The organism is Bradyrhizobium sp. Bra78, from assembly GCF_024519855.1.
Taxonomy (GTDB): domain Bacteria; phylum Pseudomonadota; class Alphaproteobacteria; order Rhizobiales; family Xanthobacteraceae; genus Bradyrhizobium; species Bradyrhizobium japonicum_G.
The window spans coordinates 398,203-415,314 of sequence record NZ_JALJRE010000004.1; the positions used below are offsets into that span (position 1 = coordinate 398,203).

15 protein-coding genes are annotated in these 17,112 nt (G+C 67.1%); 8 read left to right on the forward strand and 7 right to left on the reverse strand.

Annotated elements, in window-relative coordinates; all coding sequences use genetic code 11:
- Positions 1-6: 6 nt before the first annotated feature.
- Positions 7-372, reverse strand: coding sequence for a hypothetical protein (locus tag OC450_RS12595; RefSeq protein WP_262047976.1), 366 nt, complete (start codon positions 370-372; stop codon positions 7-9).
- A 67-nt stretch (positions 373-439) separates the two neighbouring features.
- Positions 440-1,363, reverse strand: a complete 924-nt coding sequence (locus OC450_RS12600; RefSeq protein WP_211381656.1) for a PaaI family thioesterase — start codon at positions 1,361-1,363, stop codon at positions 440-442.
- 148 nt (positions 1,364-1,511) lie between these two features.
- Between OC450_RS12600 and OC450_RS12605 the strand changes: the two genes are divergently transcribed.
- A complete protein-coding gene (locus OC450_RS12605) occupies positions 1,512-1,832 on the forward strand; it encodes a hypothetical protein (RefSeq protein WP_211381657.1) in 321 nt (106 codons plus the stop codon).
- Positions 1,833-1,871: 39 nt separating this feature from the next.
- Here OC450_RS12605 and OC450_RS12610 read toward each other — a convergent pair whose 3' ends face one another.
- Entirely contained in the window at positions 1,872-3,341 is a 1,470-nt protein-coding gene (locus tag OC450_RS12610; protein WP_211381658.1) for an amidase, read from the reverse strand.
- Between the two features lie 106 nt (positions 3,342-3,447).
- Positions 3,448-4,572, reverse strand: coding sequence for a ring-opening amidohydrolase (locus tag OC450_RS12615; RefSeq protein WP_262047977.1), 1,125 nt, complete (start codon positions 4,570-4,572; stop codon positions 3,448-3,450).
- Between the two features lie 456 nt (positions 4,573-5,028).
- Here OC450_RS12615 and OC450_RS12620 point away from each other — a divergent pair, with 456 nt between their 5' ends.
- The 4 genes from OC450_RS12620 to OC450_RS12635 all read left to right on the forward strand — a co-directional run bounded on the left by OC450_RS12620 (position 5,029) and on the right by OC450_RS12635 (position 9,939).
- Entirely contained in the window at positions 5,029-7,365 is a 2,337-nt protein-coding gene (locus OC450_RS12620) for a Tex family protein (RefSeq protein WP_262047978.1), read from the forward strand.
- Between the two features lie 256 nt (positions 7,366-7,621).
- Positions 7,622-8,083 (forward strand): hypothetical protein, encoded by a 462-nt coding sequence (locus tag OC450_RS12625; protein WP_262047979.1) that lies wholly within the window; start codon positions 7,622-7,624, stop codon positions 8,081-8,083.
- Between the two features lie 100 nt (positions 8,084-8,183).
- Positions 8,184-8,876: a response regulator transcription factor gene (locus tag OC450_RS12630; protein WP_211381662.1), complete on the forward strand. Its 693-nt coding sequence runs from the start codon at positions 8,184-8,186 to the stop codon at positions 8,874-8,876.
- Entirely contained in the window at positions 8,863-9,939 is a 1,077-nt protein-coding gene (locus OC450_RS12635; RefSeq protein ID WP_262047980.1) for a sensor histidine kinase, read from the forward strand. Before OC450_RS12630 ends, OC450_RS12635 begins: the two co-directional genes overlap by 14 nt.
- Here OC450_RS12635 and OC450_RS12640 read toward each other — a convergent pair.
- Positions 9,934-10,311: a response regulator transcription factor gene (locus OC450_RS12640; protein ID WP_211381664.1), complete on the reverse strand. Its 378-nt coding sequence runs from the start codon at positions 10,309-10,311 to the stop codon at positions 9,934-9,936. The two genes, OC450_RS12635 and OC450_RS12640, sit on opposite strands and share 6 nt — an antisense overlap.
- Entirely contained in the window at positions 10,308-11,174 is an 867-nt protein-coding gene (locus tag OC450_RS12645) for a S1C family serine protease (RefSeq protein ID WP_211381665.1), read from the reverse strand. Before OC450_RS12645 ends, OC450_RS12640 begins: the two co-directional genes overlap by 4 nt.
- A gap of 216 nt (positions 11,175-11,390) precedes the next feature.
- Between OC450_RS12645 and OC450_RS12650 the strand changes: the two genes are divergently transcribed.
- From OC450_RS12650 to OC450_RS12660, 3 genes are all read left to right on the forward strand, one after another.
- A complete protein-coding gene (locus OC450_RS12650; RefSeq protein ID WP_262047981.1) occupies positions 11,391-12,356 on the forward strand; it encodes a VOC family protein in 966 nt (321 codons plus the stop codon).
- 65 nt (positions 12,357-12,421) lie between these two features.
- Positions 12,422-13,297 carry a dihydrodipicolinate synthase family protein gene (locus tag OC450_RS12655; RefSeq protein ID WP_262047982.1) on the forward strand — a complete coding sequence of 292 codons (876 nt, stop codon included), beginning with the start codon at positions 12,422-12,424 and terminating at the stop codon, positions 13,295-13,297.
- 113 nt (positions 13,298-13,410) lie between these two features.
- Positions 13,411-15,735, forward strand: a complete 2,325-nt coding sequence (locus OC450_RS12660) for a xanthine dehydrogenase family protein molybdopterin-binding subunit (RefSeq protein ID WP_262047983.1) — start codon at positions 13,411-13,413, stop codon at positions 15,733-15,735.
- Between the two features lie 167 nt (positions 15,736-15,902).
- Here the strand turns inward: OC450_RS12660 and OC450_RS12665 are convergent, their stop codons facing one another.
- Positions 15,903-17,099 (reverse strand): acyl-CoA dehydrogenase family protein, encoded by a 1,197-nt coding sequence (locus OC450_RS12665; protein ID WP_262047984.1) that lies wholly within the window; start codon positions 17,097-17,099, stop codon positions 15,903-15,905.
- Between the last annotated feature and the right edge of the window lie 13 nt (positions 17,100-17,112).

Here is a 17,112-nt window from a genome sequence, read left to right on the forward strand (position 1 = left end):
CATGCTCTAGCTGCGTTTGGCTGACGGCAGCGGCAGCCGTTCGTGGCGGCGCTGGAAGCGCTGCCAGTGCAGCACGATGCCGATCAGCAGGGCCGGCACGAAGCCGAGCGCGATCAGGAAATGCGGCAGCTGGGTCGGCGAGATGAACGCGATGGCGATGTCGGAGATCAGCCAGAGCGCTGCGAACATCACCGCGAAATCGGTGCGCGGGCAGTGCAGATAGTAGAATACGGCGGTGATGACGATGGCGGGTCCGATGGCGATGCCGATCATCACCGCCGTCAGCTCCTTCGGCGTCAGCGCGTCGAGCATCATCGACGCCAGCAGCCAGAGCGCGGCGAACATGGCGATAATGTCGAGCGGATGCCGCAACCCAATACCTCTCGCGGGAACGCGCTATCGTTGTGGCCCGGCCCCCGGCCGTCAAGGGAAAATACGCCTATTCCTCGTCGCTTCCGGGCGTCGGGCGCAGCATGAAATGGCCGAAAGCGGTGGCGATCGGCTTGTTGGCATCGTCCTGCCAGGCCCGCGCCTCGAAGGCCACGATGCGCCGGCCCTGCTTCACGATCGAGACATTGGCAACAGTGTCGAGTGCGCGGCCGGAGCGTAAGTAGTTGACGGTGAGGCCGATCGGCTTCGGCAGCGCGGTGACGCCGAGCTCGCGCGCCACGCCGACGATTGCGCTGGTCTCGAGGAAGGCGCCGGTCATGCCGCCATGGATCGCGGGCAGGATCGGGTTGCCGATGATCTGCGGGGAGAACGGCATCGTCAGCGTGCCGTCGTCGTTGACACGGATGCCGAGGCAGCGCGCGAACGGGCTGTTCGCGAACGGGCCGTCCTGATCCTCCGGCGCTTCCAGCGTCGGGATGCTGCGCGCATCCATTCTGCGGTCCGCGAGCATGTTGGTGCGGTTGGCGCCGATCATGAAGCAGGCGGTCGCGGTCGCGACCGGATCGTCCTCGGACTCCTGGTAGGCGGTGGAGCGCACGAAGGCGATCGAGCGCGTGGTGCGATAGCAGACCGAATGCGCCTTGATGGCGAGACCCGGCGTCGCAGGCTTCTGGTAGTCGATCCGCAGATCGAGGGTTGCGATGGCGCGCGTGCCGTCGAGCGCAAGTTGCACCGCCATGCCGCAGCTTTCGTCCAGCATCGCGGTGACGACGCCGCCATGCAGCACGCCGGTCTCGGTGTCGCCGACGAAGACGGGCCGGTAGGGGAGGCTGGACCAGGCCTCGGCCGGCGCGAAGCGGTCGAGCTGGAGCCCGCTGATATGGCCGTAATCGGAGCGGCGGCCCTTGATCGCTTCGGCGAGTTCCTCGAACGGGAGCGTGGCGGGTGGAGTGGGCGTTGGTGATGTGGACATGACGACGTTCTAGACCAGTGGCGGGCGCCGCGCAAAACCCCGACTGCGCGTGGCAGGGCGCTCCCGCCGGGGCGGTTTAGCCTCGACAGGGCGGGCCGAAGCAACGATGGTGAGCGCATCGTCTCTCGACTAGCTGTAAGGAGTGCTCATGGCCGACCCCGAAACGCCCGCCACCAGCCAGGGGCCCGTCACCATTTCGAGCTCCAGCTCGGAGCGGGCGCCGATCATCTATTTCGACGGCGCGTCCTGCTTTGGCCACCACAACGGCGCGATCCAGATCGAGCTCGCGGCGAACCTCTTGATGCCGGTCGGCGCCGCCGTCAGGGTCGACGTGGTCCAGACCGCGCACTTACGTTGCAGCGTGGCCGCGGCGCTGGCGCTGCGCGAGGCTCTCGACAAGGCGCTCGCGATGTATCAGCAGGGGCGGCAGCAGCCGGCGGAGGAGGAAATACCGGCGGTCAAGAATTGAGGCAGGCGGCGCGATCGCAAGTCAATGCGATCAACTCGCTCAGCTCACATGCACCTTCGGCTTCCTGCCGCCGTTCCACTTGCCGTCGAGCGCGCGCTCGATCTGGGCGGCGAGTTGCAGCAACAGGCCGTCATTGGCCTGCTTGCCGATCGCCTGGATGCCGAGCGGCAGGCCGTGCTCGTGGGTCGCCATCGGCATCGAGATCGCGGGCATGCCGCAGAGATTGGCGAGCGGCGTGAAGGCGAAGAAGCGCCAGAGATTGCCGAACCAGTCGAGCACGTCGGGATTGTCGGAGATGGTGAGGTATTCCCTGGTGCCGACCTTCGGCGTCGGTAGCGCCGTGATCGGGGTCAGGATCACGTCCCACTGCTCGAAGAACGCGCCGAAACCGCGTGAGGTCGTATTGAACACGCCTTGCATCTTCGCCCGCTCGGCGAAGCTCGTCTGCCGGCCGGCTTCCCAGATACGGATGTTCATGGGCTCGATGAGATCTTCCGGCGGCTTTTCCAGTCCGCGCGCGGCAAGCATGTTGGAGATCACCACGGCGAAATTCGAGATGTAGCAGGTCGTCTGCGCCTCGAACGCGGCGCGGAAATCGAGCTCGGGCAGCGCGTAGTCGACGTGATGGCCGAGGCCCTCGAGGAAGCGGCCGGTCTTCTCCAGCTCGGCGGCGATGTGCGGCGTCGCCGTGTAGTCGCCCCAGCTGTGCGACAGCGCGATCCGGAGCTTGCCCGGGTCGCGCTTGATCATCTCGGAATAGGGCTGAGCCGTGGTCCAGAACGGCATGAACTCGCCAGGCGCAGGCCCGCGGGCGTGGTCGACGAAGGCGGCGGTGTCGCGAACCGAGCGCGACTGGCAGCCCTGGATCGAGACCAGGCCCGTGAGGTCGGACATGTGCGGCGCGAGCGAGAACACGCCGCGCGAAACCTTCAGCCCGATATTGCCGTTGACGCCGGCGGGAATGCGGATCGAGCCGCCGCCGTCGGTCGCATGCGCGATCGGCACCACGCCGGCGGCCACCATCGCGGCGCTCCCGGCCGACGAGCCGCAAGTGGTGTAGTCGGTGTCCCAGGGATTGCGCGTGACATAGACGGCGGGATTGTCCGCCGAGCTGCATACGCCGAATTCCGGCGTCGTCGTGCGTCCGATCAGGTTGAGCCCCGCCTGACGGAATTTACCGGTCAGGAACGTGTCGGCAGCGGCGCGATTGCCGCGCATCAGCAGCGAGCCCATCTCCTGGAGCCGGCCCTTCATGGTCGGTCCCAGATCCTTCATCAGGAAGGGCAGGCCGGCGAACGGGCCGGCGAGATTGGCGCCGTCCTTGGCCGGGTCGGCGATCACGTCCTCGAACAGCTCGACCACGCCCGACAGCGCCGGATTGACCTTGGCGACGCCCGCAGCGGCCTGGCGGGCCAATTCCTTTGCCGTCAGCTCGCCCTTGCGGACGCGCGCCGCCAGCCCCACGCCATCGTGCTGCGCCCATTCGTTCCAGCTCATCGGCAAAGTCATGAAGTCAAAATCCCTTGAGATGCGGCTCCACCTTTTTCGCAAGGGCCCGCGTGAATCAACTGAGCCGGCGCGAGGGGCAGGGTTGCGCCGGGCGGAGAGGTCCGCGTCAATAGGGCAGCCGCGCGATTACCGCAACCGGCCCGCCGCCCGCCGGCCCCTGATGCTCGGCGCCGCCGGAAACATAGACCGCGCCGGTGCCGGCAAGGCCCGCGATCAAGCCGCCGACGGCGGCGCGGGCATGGCGCGTCGAGCTGATGTCGGTATCTTCGAGCATGGTGTGGCGGAAGCCGCGCACGCTGCCGTCAGGCGAGGCTTCGGCCTTGGCGAAGATGTTGACGAGCTCGCGGCCCGCGGCGGCTTGCGGCGCGACGCCAAGTTGGACGCCAAGCCCGACGCTCCTCAGCGCCGACACCACCGCCGCTGCATCGATGGCGTCGTCCATCACGGAATGCCCGATCTCGAATCTGCTTGCCGACGACGCGGAGTTACCGAGCACGATGACGACGTTGTGCATCAGCTCGATCCCGGATGACGTAGACGCAACTGAGGAGAACAGATCGTAGCGCCGCAGCACGTCGTCGTCTTGGATGTCGGAGGCGACCTCACCGAGCGCGACCGCAACCCCGAGCGCCGAGGCGCCGCGCGAATAGGCCATCGAGCTGTAGGCGCTCGTCGTCGCCGTCTTGTGGCCGCGCGCGGCTGCCGCCTCGACTCGCTCGCTGGTGAGCAGCGGGCACTTGATCTGCACGAAATGGACATCGGCGGTTTCGGTGATACCCGCATCCTCCATCGCGGCTTTCACGGCTTTCGCCGTCTCCGTGATCTGGGCGGCGCGGCCGAGCTCTTCAGGAAGGAAATCGCGGGTGTGCGCCATGCCGATGCTCAGGCGCTTGCCCGAGATGCCTGGCGGCCGTTGCGCGACCTCGCTGCGCGTGAACACGGTGATATGAGGGCTGAGCACGCCCTCGGTGCCGCCCGACATCACGAAGGCGATGCGCTGCTCGACTTCGTGCGCGGAAAGGCCGAGCCGCGGCGCCAGCGCCGTGCACAGCGCTGCCACCGCATACTCCCTGGTAAAGTCGTTGACGCCGCCATTGCCCTCGGTCTTGCCGAGGATCGCCAGGATCGATGCCGGTTCGATCTCGCCGGAGCCGATCATGGCCATGAGGCCGGAAACGTCGCCGGGTCCCCTTGTGGCGATCTTGAAGACGCCGACCGATGAAGTCCGCATTGGAGTCCTCGCGTGGAGTTCGGTGGTCCGGCGGAGCAAACAGTCGTCGAACGGAGGCGGCTGTCAAGGTGCAAGCGATGGTCTCTTACAATCCCTTGCGCTGCCCGACGAGCAAAACAGGCGAGCGCTTCAACTCGCGTTCTCGTGCCCCGGACACGGCGCAGCGTCCCTTCGGTGCGCTGCAGAGCCGGGGCCCACGTCTCCGCATATAGCGGCGCCTTCTGGGTCCGGCTCTGCGCCGCAACGCAAGAGCGTTGCAGCGCGTCCGGGACAAGAACATAATGATCGCCGGCGGCAAATCCACGATTGTGGCGAGATCGCATCTGGGCGACAAAAAATCCCCTGTCGACGGTTGCGCGCCGCACCTTGATGAATCAACCCCGGTTGGTCCATAAGCGGCGTCCCGCAGCCGGTGGTTCGCCCCCGCATTGCGTGCTTGGATAGAGGGATTCGCGCGTGGCAAATATCAACCAGAAGATTGCGCAGGAGCTTGGGGTCGGGGCGGAGCAGGTCGAGGCGGCGGTGACGCTGCTCGATGGCGGCGCCACGGTTCCCTTCATCGCCCGCTACCGCAAGGAAGCGACCGGTGCGCTCGACGACACGCAATTGCGCACCCTGGAGGAGCGCCTGGGTTACCTGCGCGAGCTCGAAGACCGCCGCAAGGCCATCCTCGAATCGGTCCGCGAGCAGGGCAAGCTCGATGCCACGCTGGAAGCCTCCATTCTCGCCGCCGACAGCAAGGCGCGCCTCGAAGACATCTATCTCCCGTTCAAGCCGAAGCGCCGCACCAAGGCGGAAGTCGCCAAGGAAGCCGGCCTCGAGCCACTCGCCAACCAGCTCATGGCAGAGTCCGGCAACGATCCGAAGGTCGTGGCCGAGGCCTATGTCAATGCCGAGAAGGGCGTCGCCGACGCCGCCGCCGCACTCGACGGCGCCCGCGCCATCCTGGTCGAGCGTTTCGACGAGGACGCCGATTTGATCGGCGTGCTGCGTGAGGAGATGTGGACCAATGCGCGCATGGCCTCCAAGGTGCGCGACGGCAAGAAGACCGAGGGCGAGAAGTTCGCCGATTATTTCGAGTTTTCCGAGCCGCTGACGAAACTGCCCTCGCACCGCATCCTGGCGATGTTCCGCGGCGAGAAGGAAGAGATTCTCGATCTGCAGATCCAGGCCGAGACCGAGGCGCCGCCGCCGGGCGTGCCGAGCGCCTATGAGCTGAAGATCATGAAGCGGTTCGGCATCGCCGATCTCAAGCGCGCCGGCGACCGCTGGCTGATCGACACGGTCCGCTGGGCCTGGCGCACCAAGATCCAGGTGCATCTCAACATCGACCTGCGCATGCGGCTGTGGAATGCGGCGGAGACCGAGGCCGTGCGCGTGTTCGCCTCGAACCTGCGCGACCTGCTGCTGGCGGCGCCGGCCGGCACCCGCGTCACCATGGGTCTGGATCCCGGCTACCGCACCGGCGTCAAGGTCGCCGTTACCGACGCGACCGGCAAGGTCGTCGATACCGCCGTGATCTATCCGCACGAGCCGCAGCGGCAGTGGAACGAGTCGCTTGCAATCCTCGGCAAGCTTGCGCTCAAGCATCGCGTCGAGCTGATCGCTATCGGCAACGGCACCGCCTCGCGCGAAACCGACAAGCTCGCGGCCGATCTCGTCAAGGGCCTCGCCGAGTTGAAGATGACCAAGATCGTGGTGTCGGAGGCCGGTGCGTCGGTCTATTCGGCCTCGGCTTTCGCCTCGGAGGAATTGCCTGGTCTCGACGTCACCCTGCGCGGCGCGGTCTCGATCGCGCGGCGGCTGCAGGACCCGCTCGCCGAGCTCGTCAAGATCGAGCCCAAGGCGATCGGCGTCGGCCAGTATCAGCACGACCTCGGCCAGGCCAAGCTCGCCAAGTCGCTCGATGCGGTGGTCGAGGACTGCGTGAATGCCGTCGGCGTCGACGTCAACACCGCCTCGGCTCCGCTGCTCGCCCGCGTGTCGGGCGTCGGCTCCGGCCTGGCGCAGAGCATCGTCGCGCACCGCGACGCCAACGGCCCGTTCAAGTCGCGCAAGGCACTCAAGGAGGTGCCGCGGCTCGGACCCAAGGCGTTCGAGCAGTGCGCGGGCTTCCTGCGCATCCTCGGCGGCGAGGATCCGCTCGACGCCTCCGGCGTGCATCCGGAAGCCTATCCGGTGGTGCGCCGGATTCTCGCGGCCACCAAGAGCGACATCAAGGCGCTGATCGGCTCGAGCGAGATCGTGCGCACGCTGAAGCCAAAGGATTTCGTCGACGAGACCTTCGGCCTGCCGACCGTCACCGACATCCTGCGCGAGCTCGAGAAGCCCGGCCGCGACCCGCGTCCGGCGTTCAAGGCCGCGGTGTTCATGGAGGGCGTCGAGGAGATCAAGCATCTCAAGAAGGGCATGATCCTCGAGGGCACCGTGACCAACGTCGCCGCCTTCGGCGCCTTCGTCGACATCGGCGTGCACCAGGACGGGCTCGTGCACATTTCGGCGATGTCCAGGACCTACATCAAGGATCCGCGCGAGGTGGTGAAGCCCGGCGACATCGTCAAGGTCAAGGTGCTGGACTTCGAGGTCGCCCGCAAGCGCATCTCGCTGACGCTGCGCCTCGACGACGAGGTCGGCGCCAAGAAGGACGCCCCCGGCATGCAGCGCGACAACAATTCGCGCAACCCCGCTCGCATGACCTCGTCGGCCCCGCGCAAGCCGGAATCCTCCGGCGGCGGCGCCCTCGCCGAAGCCCTGCGCCGCGCGGCCGAGAAGAACGGCGGCAAGCGGGCGTGAGCTTTTAGCCTCTCCCTGCTCTTTGCGGGGAGAGGTCGCAGACTCTCCCCGCCTTGAGCTGCTCGACATCTAGAGAGTTCTATCCACGTCGTCATTGCTTCGTCGCGAGGGCTCCTCGCAATGACCAGGAGAGAGCCTGCGTCCCTAACACGCGCGTCAGAATCTGGCGCATTTGTAAGTTGAAGGTGAGGGCGCATTTTCCTCATCTGATCCCCTGGAGCGGCGAGACTGTCGCCGCGACAAGGAGGATCTTCCGATGCACAAAAGGCTTCTCACGGGCATCGTCGCGGCGGCCGTGGCTGCGACGCTGGCAGTCGCTTCGCCCGTTCTCGCCCGCGGTGGAGGCGGTGGCGGCGGCCATGGTGGTGGTTTCGGTGGCGGCGGCCACGGCGGCTTCGGCGGTGGTGGGCATTTCGGCGGCGGCATGCACGCGGGCGGTTTTGGTGGCATGCATGTCGGCGGTATGGGTGGTGCGCGCTTCGCCCATGTCGGCGGGCCGGCGTTTGGCGGCGCGCGGTTCTCTCATGCCGCGATCGGGCCGGGCTTCGCCGGCGTCGGCTGGCACGGCCACTACGCCTTCTTCCATCACCATCACTTGCGCCGTTTCGCCGTCTTCGGCGCGCCTTATTACTACGCCGGCTACAATGATGGTTGCTGGCGCAGAAGCTGGACGCCCTATGGATGGCAATGGGTCAATGTGTGCGGAGACTACTGGTAGTCGCATCGCCGTACCGCACCATTGTCGCGATCGCCATCGGGCGGTTCCGCTCAGCCCCGGAACGGGATAGTCTGGTGGCGATCGTCGCGGGGAGTTTGCCATGACCGGAGGCCACCGTCGCATCCTGGTCGTCGAGGACGATCCGGAAACCGCAGGCCAGCTCGTCGAGGAGTTGACGACCTCCGGCTACGACGTCGATCTCGCAGCCAGCGGGCGCGAAGCCCTGAGTCATGGCATCGCGCGCAACTATGCCGTGATCACCATCGACCGCATGCTGCCTGACATCGACGGCATCACCGTGATGCGCCAATTGCGCGACGACGGCATCGCCGCGCCGTTCCTGATCATCTCCGCGCTCGGCGAGGTCGATGATCGCGTGCGGGGTCTGCGCGCCGGCGGTGACGATTATCTCGTCAAGCCGTTTTCCTTCACCGAATTGCTGGCGCGGCTCGAGGCGCTCGGCCGCCGCAGCGAGACCGTCGCCAAGGAGACGATCTTGCGGGTCGGCGACCTCGCCATCGACCTGATCGCGCGCAACGCCAGCCGCCGCGGCCGCAAAATCCCGCTGCTGCCGCGGGAATTCCAGCTGCTCGAATATCTCGTCCGCAACGAGGGCCGCGTCGTCTCGCGCGCGATGCTGCTCCAGCACGTCTGGGACCTGCATTTCGATCCCTCCACCAACATCATCGACGTCTATGTCGGACGCGTCCGCCGCAAGGTCGACGATGCCCAGGCCTATCCGTTGATCCACACCATCCGCGGCATCGGATATTGCCTCCGTGCTCCTGGTTAAGACGCTCCGCTCCTCGACCTTCCGCCTCGCGCTGATCGCGATCGCGGCGTTCGGGCTGATCGTCGCCGCGATCATGGCGTATGTCTACTTCGGCACCATTGCCTTTGTGCGGAGCCGGGTCGGTGACGCCGGCGATCACGGCGGCTTCACCGCGATGATCGAGCTTGCGATGGTCGCGGTCGCCCTGTTGCTCCTGGTGCTCGCCGGGCTGGCGGCCGTGCTGGTGACGCGCCGGACGGTCGGGCGGATCGAGGAGATCAATGCCACCAGCCGCGCCATCATGCTGTCCGGTCTCGACCGGCGCATCCCCTTGCGCGGCAGCCACGACGAGTGGGACCGCGTGGCGGAAAACCTCAACCATATGCTCGATCGCATCGAGACGCTGATGGGCGAGGTCAAGCAGGTCAGCGACAACGTCGCCCACGATCTGCGCACGCCGCTGACACGCATGCGGGGCCGGCTGGAGAAGGCCTATCATGCCCCGCGCACAGGCGAGGCAGATGCGGCGCTGATCGGCGACACCATCGCCGATCTCGACGCCGTGCTGGGCATGTTCGCCTCCATCACGCGGATCTCGGAGATCGAGACCCGCGCCCGCAGGAGCGCCTTTCGCGCGCTCAATCTCGCCGAGGTCGCCGGCGAGGTCGTCGAGCTCTACGATGCCGCAGCCGAACAGGTCGCGACGCGGCTCAGCCTTGGCGGCGACCGCGAGGTGGCGATCACGGGCGATCGCGACCTTCTGTTCGACGCGATCGCCAATCTCGTCGATAACGCGATCAAGCACGGGCGGACGGGAGGGCAGGTCACCGTGACCTGTCGCGGCGCCGGCGCCGGTGGCGGGGCGACGATCGCGATCGCGGACGATGGTCCGGGCATTCCAGTTGAGGCGCGCGATCACGTCTTCAAGCGCTTCTACCGGCTCGAACAGAGCCGCTATACCCCGGGCAACGGCCTGGGCTTGAGCCTGGTTGCCGCCGTTGCCGGCCTCCACGGCGCAGAGATCGCGCTGCACGACAATGCGCCGGGCCTCACGGTCCAGCTCACCTTCCCGGCGACATCATAGCTCGATCACGCCGCGGCGCGCGGCATGCGCCACCGCATCGGTACGACCGGTGGCATCGAGCTTGTCCAGCAGCGAGCCGACGTGAAACTTCACGGTGTGCACGGAGATGCCGAGCTGACGCGCGATCATCTTGTTGGAGCCGCCCTCGGCCATCAGCGCCAGCACGTCGAGCTCGCGCTGCGTCAGCGCGATGTCGTCGGGCATGGTGCGCGCGTCGCGGGCGACGACCGTCGCAGCCGCTTGCTCGCCGGGCGCGGCAAGGCGAAGCCCGGCGACATTGCCGAGCAGCGTCGCCAGGCGGTCGGCGAGGGCGGGATCGTCGATCTCAAGCGACAGCACGATCTCCGGCGTCTTCGTCTCGTCCTCGCTCACGCCTCCGGCCTTTCGCCGACCGTGACCTTGAAGCTGACCGGCTCGCCGCCGCGACGCGCTGCGACATCGACCACCGCGCCGACGCTCGCCGGACCCAGGGTGCGCGACAGCGCGCGTACGCCGGACAGCTTCTGGTCGTTGACCGCGACGATGACGTCGCCCTGGCGGATGCCGGCCGCGGCCGAAGGTCCGGCCTTGTCGACGTTCATCACCATCGCGCCGATTCCGTCGTCGAGCCGCACCGGCTGGAGCCCGAGGCCGAGATAGCCGCGTGCGATGCGGCCGCGTGTCTCGAGCTGGGCCGCGACCCGCTCGATTGTCGCCGTCGGGATCACCAGCACGCGCCTGGGGCCGAGCACGGCCATGCCGAAAGCTTCACCCGATGCATCGAGCGCGAGGCCGCCCTGCTGGCTGGAGCGCAGGCGGACGTCGAGCTCGATCCGCGCGTCGATGTCGCCGCCGCGCAGGCTGCGCCAGCTCTTGCCGGACAGCGACACCATCCCGAGCGCGGCGCTCGGCGCGTCGCGATGGGTGGCGACCACGACCGACAGCGCGCCAAGGGATGGGATGGTGGCGGCCAGCTTGACTGGCGCGGGGCCGGCATCGATGCGCAGCAGCGCGATATCGGTCGTGTGGTCGCGGCCGGCGATCGTTGCGGCCGCGGTGCCGCCGTCAGGGAGGCCGATCTCGACCTCCCCCTCGTCAGCCAGGGCCTCGTCTGCAGTGACGATCAGGCCTGGCTTCCAGACGAAGCCGGTCGCGCGGGAGCGGTGCGAGTGCACGGAGACGACGGACGGTGCGGTGCGGGCCACCACATCCGCGAGAGCGGACGACAGTGAGGACAGAGGAGTTGGGTCGGTCATGGCTGGCTCCTGTAAGTTGTCCTCAATCTGGGATGTCGCGGCCGATCGCGTAACTGGCCGCATGGCCAGGAAAATGGCCAGGAAAAATGGCCAAGGAAGCTGATCCGTAAGACCACGGCCGACGAACATGTGATTGGGAGGCGCTCACGGGAACGTGTAGCAATCGGCCGACACTGCGCCGCACGGCGCTCAAACGTTTCCAGCGAGCCCCGATTGATGACCATCGACCTCACCCGCCGCACCATGCTTCAACTCGCCGGCGCCACCTCGCTGGCGATGGCCGCCGCGGCCGCGGCGCGCGCCGAGGGTATGCCGCAGGGCGGGGGGCCGACCTATGCCAGCCGTACGCCGATGCGGGTCGGCATGGTGACGCTGCGGGTGAAGAATCTCGACAAGGTGGCGGGCTACTACCGCGACGTGATCGGACTCACCGTCATGCAACGCTCGGCTGCGGCCGCAACGCTCGGCACGGCCGGCATCGCGCTGCTGGTGCTGGAAGCCCGCCCCGACGCCGCAATCGAGCCGCGGGACGCCGCCGGCCTCTACCACACCGCCTTCCTGATGCCGACGCGCAAGGACCTCGCGCGCTGGCTGGTGCATGCGGCCTCGCATCGCGTGCCGCTGTCGGGCTTCGCCGATCATCTCGTCAGCGAATCCGTCTATCTCGACGATCCCGAAGGCAACGGCATCGAGGTCTATGCCGACCGCGATCCCTCGCAATGGCAGTGGAGCGAGGGCAGCGTGAAGATGGCGACCGACGAGCTCAACATCCCCGACCTGCTGTCGCTGACCAACACGCGCGTCGCCGACTACGCCAAGGCGCCGGACGGTCTGCGCATCGGTCACATGCATCTGCGCGTCGGCGATCTCGCGCAGGCCGAGAGCTTCTATCACGGCACGATCGGCCTCGATCCGACGCGCAAGCGCAACGGCGCCGCGTTCCTGTCGTCGGGCCGCTATCACCATCACCTCGGCATGAACGTCTGGCAGAGCCAGGGCGCCGGCCGACGCGACGATCAGGCAACCGGCCTCGCCTGGTTCTCACTGGTGACGGCGAAGCCGGATCTGCTCGCCGCCCAGGAGGAGCGCCTGCGCAAGGGCGGCGCGAAGGTCACGGCGCTCGCGAATGGCGTTGAGGCGATCGATCCCTGGGGCACGCGGGTGCGCCTGATCGGGGTTTGATCGCGGGCGCGAGCGTTGGTAATACCGGTCAGGCGCTCAGCCAGTTTCCGGGATCCACACCTGACATGTCCGATTTTCACGGCGTCTTCCCCTATCTCGTCTCGCCCGTCGATGCCGACGGCACGGTGCGCACGAACGTACTTGCAAAACTTTGCGACGATCTGATCGGCGCCGGCGTGCACGGGCTGACGCCGCTCGGTTCGACCGGCGAATTCGCCTATCTCAACGCCGTGCAACGCACGGCGATCGTGCAGACCACGATCGAGGCGGCGAAGGGACGTGTGCCGGTTGTCGCCGGCGTGGCCGCGACCACGACGGCGGATGCGGTCGCACAGGCGAAAGCGTACCAGAAGCTCGGCGCCGACGGCATCCTGGCGATCCTGGAAGCCTATTTTCCGCTCGCCGATGCCCAGGTCGAATCCTACTTCCGCAGCATTGCCGACGCGGTGGATATCCCCGTCGTCATCTACACCAATCCGCAATTCCAGCGCTCCGATCTGACGCTCGACATCATCGCGCGCCTCGCCGGGCATCCGCGCATCGGCTACATCAAGGATGCCTCGACCAACACCGGCCGGCTGCTCTCGATCATGAACCGCTGCGGCGATGCCTTGCGCGTGTTCTCGGCCTCCGCCCACATCCCCGCCGCGGTGATGCTGATCGGCGGCCTCGGCTGGATGGCGGGACCTGCCTGCATCGTCCCGCGTCAGAGCGTCGCGCTTTACGACCTGTGCAAGGCCGGCCGCTGGGACGAGGCCATGGCGCTCCAGCGCAGGCTGTGGCGCATCAACGAGGCCTTCGCCCGCTTCAACCTCGCCGCCTGCATCAAGGCGGGGCTGGCGATCCAGGGCTACGACGTCGGCGACCCCGTCCCTCCGCAGGCGGCCCTGACGGCCGATGCGCGCAAGGTGGTGGAAGCGGCGCTGCGGGAGCTTGCATAGCGCATCCGGCATGACGAAATCGTGGATATGCCGCCTAAAACCCCGGCTGGTCTCGGCTGCCTCGATCCGCTAAAAGGCTGCCGCATTTCAAGAGACCTCGAGGACCCAGCGGAATGAACATTCTTCCCGGCAATTTGCGTTTCGGAGCGGGGCAGCCCGTCAGGCGTTTGGAAGACCAGCGGCTGCTCACCGGGAAGGGGCAGTTCATCGACGACAAGCCGGAGGATGGCGCGCTGTGGTTGCACGTGCTGCGCTCGCCGCATGCCCACGCGAAGATCGTCTCGATCGAGACCGGCGCGGCGGCCGCGATGCCCGGCGTCACCGCGATCTACACCGGCGCCGACCTCGTCAAGGACGATATCGGCACCATCCCGACCCTGAGCATCTTCAAGCGCCCCGACGGCAAGCCGATGACCGTGCCGCCGCGGCGCCTGCTGGCCCACGAGGTCGTGCGCTACGCCGGCGAGGCGATTGCGGCGGTGGTGGCGGCCTCTCGCGCGGAAGCGCAGAGCGCGGCCGAAGCGATCGTGGTCGAATACGACGTGCAGCCGGCGGTGGTCGATCCGGTCGAGGCGGTCAAGCCCGGCGCGCCCGTAGTGTGGCCGGAGGCGCCCGACAACATCGTCGGCGCGATGAGCTATGGCGACGCCGCCAAGGTGGACGAGGCTTTTGCCAGCGCGGCGCATACGGTCGAGCTCGACCTCGTCAGCCAGCGCCTCGTGCCGTCGGCGATGGAGCCGCGCTCCACCATTGCCGAGATCGACAAGACGTCCGGACGGCTCCTCCTGCACGTGCAGTCGCAGACGCCCGCCTCGACCCGCGACGTGCTGGCGGAAGCCGTGCTGAAGCGCCCGAAGGACAGCGTCCGCGTGCTGGTCGGCGATATCGGCGGCGGCTTCGGCCAGAAGACCAACCTCTATCCCGAGGACGGCATCGTCGCCTATGCCGCGACCAAGCTGAACAGGAAGATCCGCTGGCGCGGCGATCGCACCGACGAATTCGTCGGCGGCACCCATGGCCGCGATCTGACCTCCACCGCCTCCTTCGCGCTCGACGAGAAGGGCAAGGTGCTGGCCTATCGCGTCAAGTCGATCGGCTGTACCGGCGCGTATTCCTCAGGCGCAGCCAACATCATTCCGCTGGTGCTCGGACCGTTCGTGCAGACCGGCGTCTACGACCTGCCGCTGGTGCATTTCGAGGTGAAGTCGGTGATGACCAACACCGCGCCCGTCGGTGCCTATCGCGGCGCCGGCCGGCCGGAGGCCGTGTTCATCGTCGAGCGCCTGTTCGATGCCGCCGCGCGAAAAGTCGGCATGGACCCGCGCGCGATCCGGAAAGCGAACTACATCAAGCCGGCGCAGCTGCCCTACACCAACGCGGCGGGCCAGGTTTACGATTCCGGTGCCTTCGCCCACATGCTCGACCGCGCCGTGAAGCTTGCGGACTGGGACGGCTTTGCCGCGCGCAAGAAGGCCGCGAAGAAGAAGGGCCTGCTCTACGGACGCGGCCTCACCTCCTATATCGAATGGACCGGCGGCCGCGCTCACACCGAGAAGGTCAGCCTGCATGCGACCTCGCAGGGTCGCGTCGTGCTTCATTCCGGCACCATGGCGATGGGGCAGGGGTTGCAGACCGCCTACACCCAGATGATCTCCGACACGCTCGGAATTGCCATGGACAAGATCGACGTGGTCCAGGGCGACACTGATCTGGCCATGGGTTTTGGCAGCGTCGGCTCGCGTTCGCTGTTCGTCGGCGGCACCGCGGTTGCGGTCTCCTCCAACGACATGATCCAGAAAGCGCGCGAGAAGGCGGCGAACGTGCTGGAAACGTCGGTCGAGGACATCGAATATCAGGGCGGCATGCTGACCGTGGTCGGCACCGACCGCCGCATCAGCCTGTTCGATCTCGCCGAGAAGGAGAGCGGCGCCAGGCTCAGCGTCGATTCCGAAGGCGAGGTGGATGGGCCGAGCTGGCCGAACGGAACGCATATCTGCGAGGTCGAGATCGACCCGGAGACCGGCGTCTCCAAGGTGGTGCGCTACACCACGGTCGATGACGTCGGCGTCGCCGTGAACCCGATGCTGGTGACCGGCCAGATCCATGGCGGCGTCGCGCAGGGCATCGGCCAGGCGCTGTATGAGGGCGTCTCGTACGATGCCGATGGTCAGCTCCTCACCGCGAGCTACCAGGATTACTGCATCCCGCGCGCCGACGACGTGCCGCCGATCGAGGTGACGCTGGACGATTCCGCGCCGTGCCGCACCAACCCGCTCGGCGCCAAGGGCTGCGGCGAATCCGGCGCCATCGGCGGTCCGCCCTGCGTCACCAACGGCGTGATGGATGCGCTCGCCGAGCTCGGCATCACCCAGCTCAACACTCCGCTCACGCCGCAGAAGATCTGGAAGGCGATCAGGGACGCGAGGGCGGCGGGTTAGTTACGCGGCGTGTAGCCCGGATGGAGCGCAGCGAAATCCGGGCCCGCGCTATTGCCACGACGTCATTGCGAGCGCAGCGAAGCAATCAAGAGTCCCTCCACGGAAGGATTCTGGATTGCTTCGTCGCAAGGGCTCCTCGCAATGACGAGGGAGAGAGGCGTATCCCTTCAAATCCCCAGCATCATCTTCGCAATGATGTCTCGCTGGATCTCCGAGGTGCCGCCAAAGATCGTGTAGGCGCGGCCGTTGAGATATTCCGGCACAACCGTCAGCATCTCCTCCGGCATCGCCGGCTCGTGGTTGAGCTTGTAGAGCGGGCGCATCGGCTCGACGGCGAGGGCGTCGTGGCCGATCACGTCGGCGCCCAGCCGCGTCACGGCCTGCCGGATCTCGCTGTTGCGCAGCTTCAGGATCGACGACACCGCGCCGGGATTCTGCCCGGTCTGCAGCGCCGAGAGCACGCGCAGCTCCGTCATCTCCAGCGCGTCGATGTCGATCTCGACCTCCGAGATGCGCGTTGCGATGTCGGGGCTGTCGATCGCGCGGCCGGTCAGGTCGGATTCGGCGAGCTCCGCGATTGCCTTCAGCCCCTCGCGCAGTTTCGCTGACGCAATCCCCGAGCCGCGCTCGAACTCGAGCAGATATTTGCCGTAGGTCCAGCCCTTGCCTTCCTCGCCGACGCGGTTGGCCACGGGCACGCGGACGTCGTCGAAGAACACCTGGTTGACCTCGTGGTCGCCGCCGATGGTGAGGATAGGCCGCGTGGTGATCCCCGGCGTCTTCATGTCGATCAGGACAAAACTGATGCCGTCCTGCTGCCGCGGCCCGTCACTGGTGCGCACCAGCGCGAACATGCGGTTGGCGTGGTGGGCGTGCGTGGTCCAGATTTTTGTGCCGTTGATGATGTAGTCGTCGCCGTCGCGCACCGCGCGGGTCTTCAGCGAGGAGAGGTCGGAGCCGGAGCCCGGCTCGGAATAGCCCTGGCACCAGTAGTCTTCGCCAGACAGGATTCTCGGCAAATAGAAATTCTTCTGCTCCGGCGAGCCGAAGCCGATGATGACGGGCCCCACCATCTTCACGCCCATCACGTTGACGTTCGGCACCCCGGCGCGTGCGGATTCGGTCTCGAAGATCCAGCGCTGCGCCGGCGTCCAGTCCGGCCCGCCATGCTCGACCGGCCAGCCCGGCGCGCCCCAACCCTGCTTGTGCAGCGCGCGCTGCCAGGCCATGCCGATGTCAGGGTCGGAGAACACCGACGGCGTCAGTGCGGTCGCGCGCTTCATCTCGTCGTTGAGATTCTTCGCAATGAAGCCGCGCACCTCGTCCTGGAAGGCGCGCTCCTCGGCATTGAACGACAGGTCCATGATGCGATCCTCT

Excerpts from the sequence above, each read along its gene's own strand:
- OC450_RS12655 (WP_262047982.1), top strand. The coding sequence starts at position 12,422 with ATGTCCGATTTTCACGGCGTCTTCCCCTATCTCGTCTCGCCCGTCGAT.
- OC450_RS12645 (WP_211381665.1), bottom strand. The coding sequence starts at position 11,174 with ATGACCGACCCAACTCCTCTGTCCTCACTGTCGTCCGCTCTCGCGGAT.
- OC450_RS12665 (WP_262047984.1), bottom strand. The coding sequence starts at position 17,099 with ATGGACCTGTCGTTCAATGCCGAGGAGCGCGCCTTCCAGGACGAGGTG.
- OC450_RS12650 (WP_262047981.1), top strand. The coding sequence starts at position 11,391 with ATGACCATCGACCTCACCCGCCGCACCATGCTTCAACTCGCCGGCGCC.
- OC450_RS12610 (WP_211381658.1), bottom strand. The coding sequence starts at position 3,341 with ATGACTTTGCCGATGAGCTGGAACGAATGGGCGCAGCACGATGGCGTG.
- OC450_RS12615 (WP_262047977.1), bottom strand. The coding sequence starts at position 4,572 with ATGCGGACTTCATCGGTCGGCGTCTTCAAGATCGCCACAAGGGGACCC.
- OC450_RS12625 (WP_262047979.1), top strand. The coding sequence starts at position 7,622 with ATGCACAAAAGGCTTCTCACGGGCATCGTCGCGGCGGCCGTGGCTGCG.
- OC450_RS12600 (WP_211381656.1), bottom strand. The coding sequence starts at position 1,363 with ATGTCCACATCACCAACGCCCACTCCACCCGCCACGCTCCCGTTCGAG.
- OC450_RS12605 (WP_211381657.1), top strand. The coding sequence starts at position 1,512 with ATGGCCGACCCCGAAACGCCCGCCACCAGCCAGGGGCCCGTCACCATT.
- OC450_RS12630 (WP_211381662.1), top strand. The coding sequence starts at position 8,184 with ATGACCGGAGGCCACCGTCGCATCCTGGTCGTCGAGGACGATCCGGAA.
- OC450_RS12660 (WP_262047983.1), top strand. The coding sequence starts at position 13,411 with ATGAACATTCTTCCCGGCAATTTGCGTTTCGGAGCGGGGCAGCCCGTC.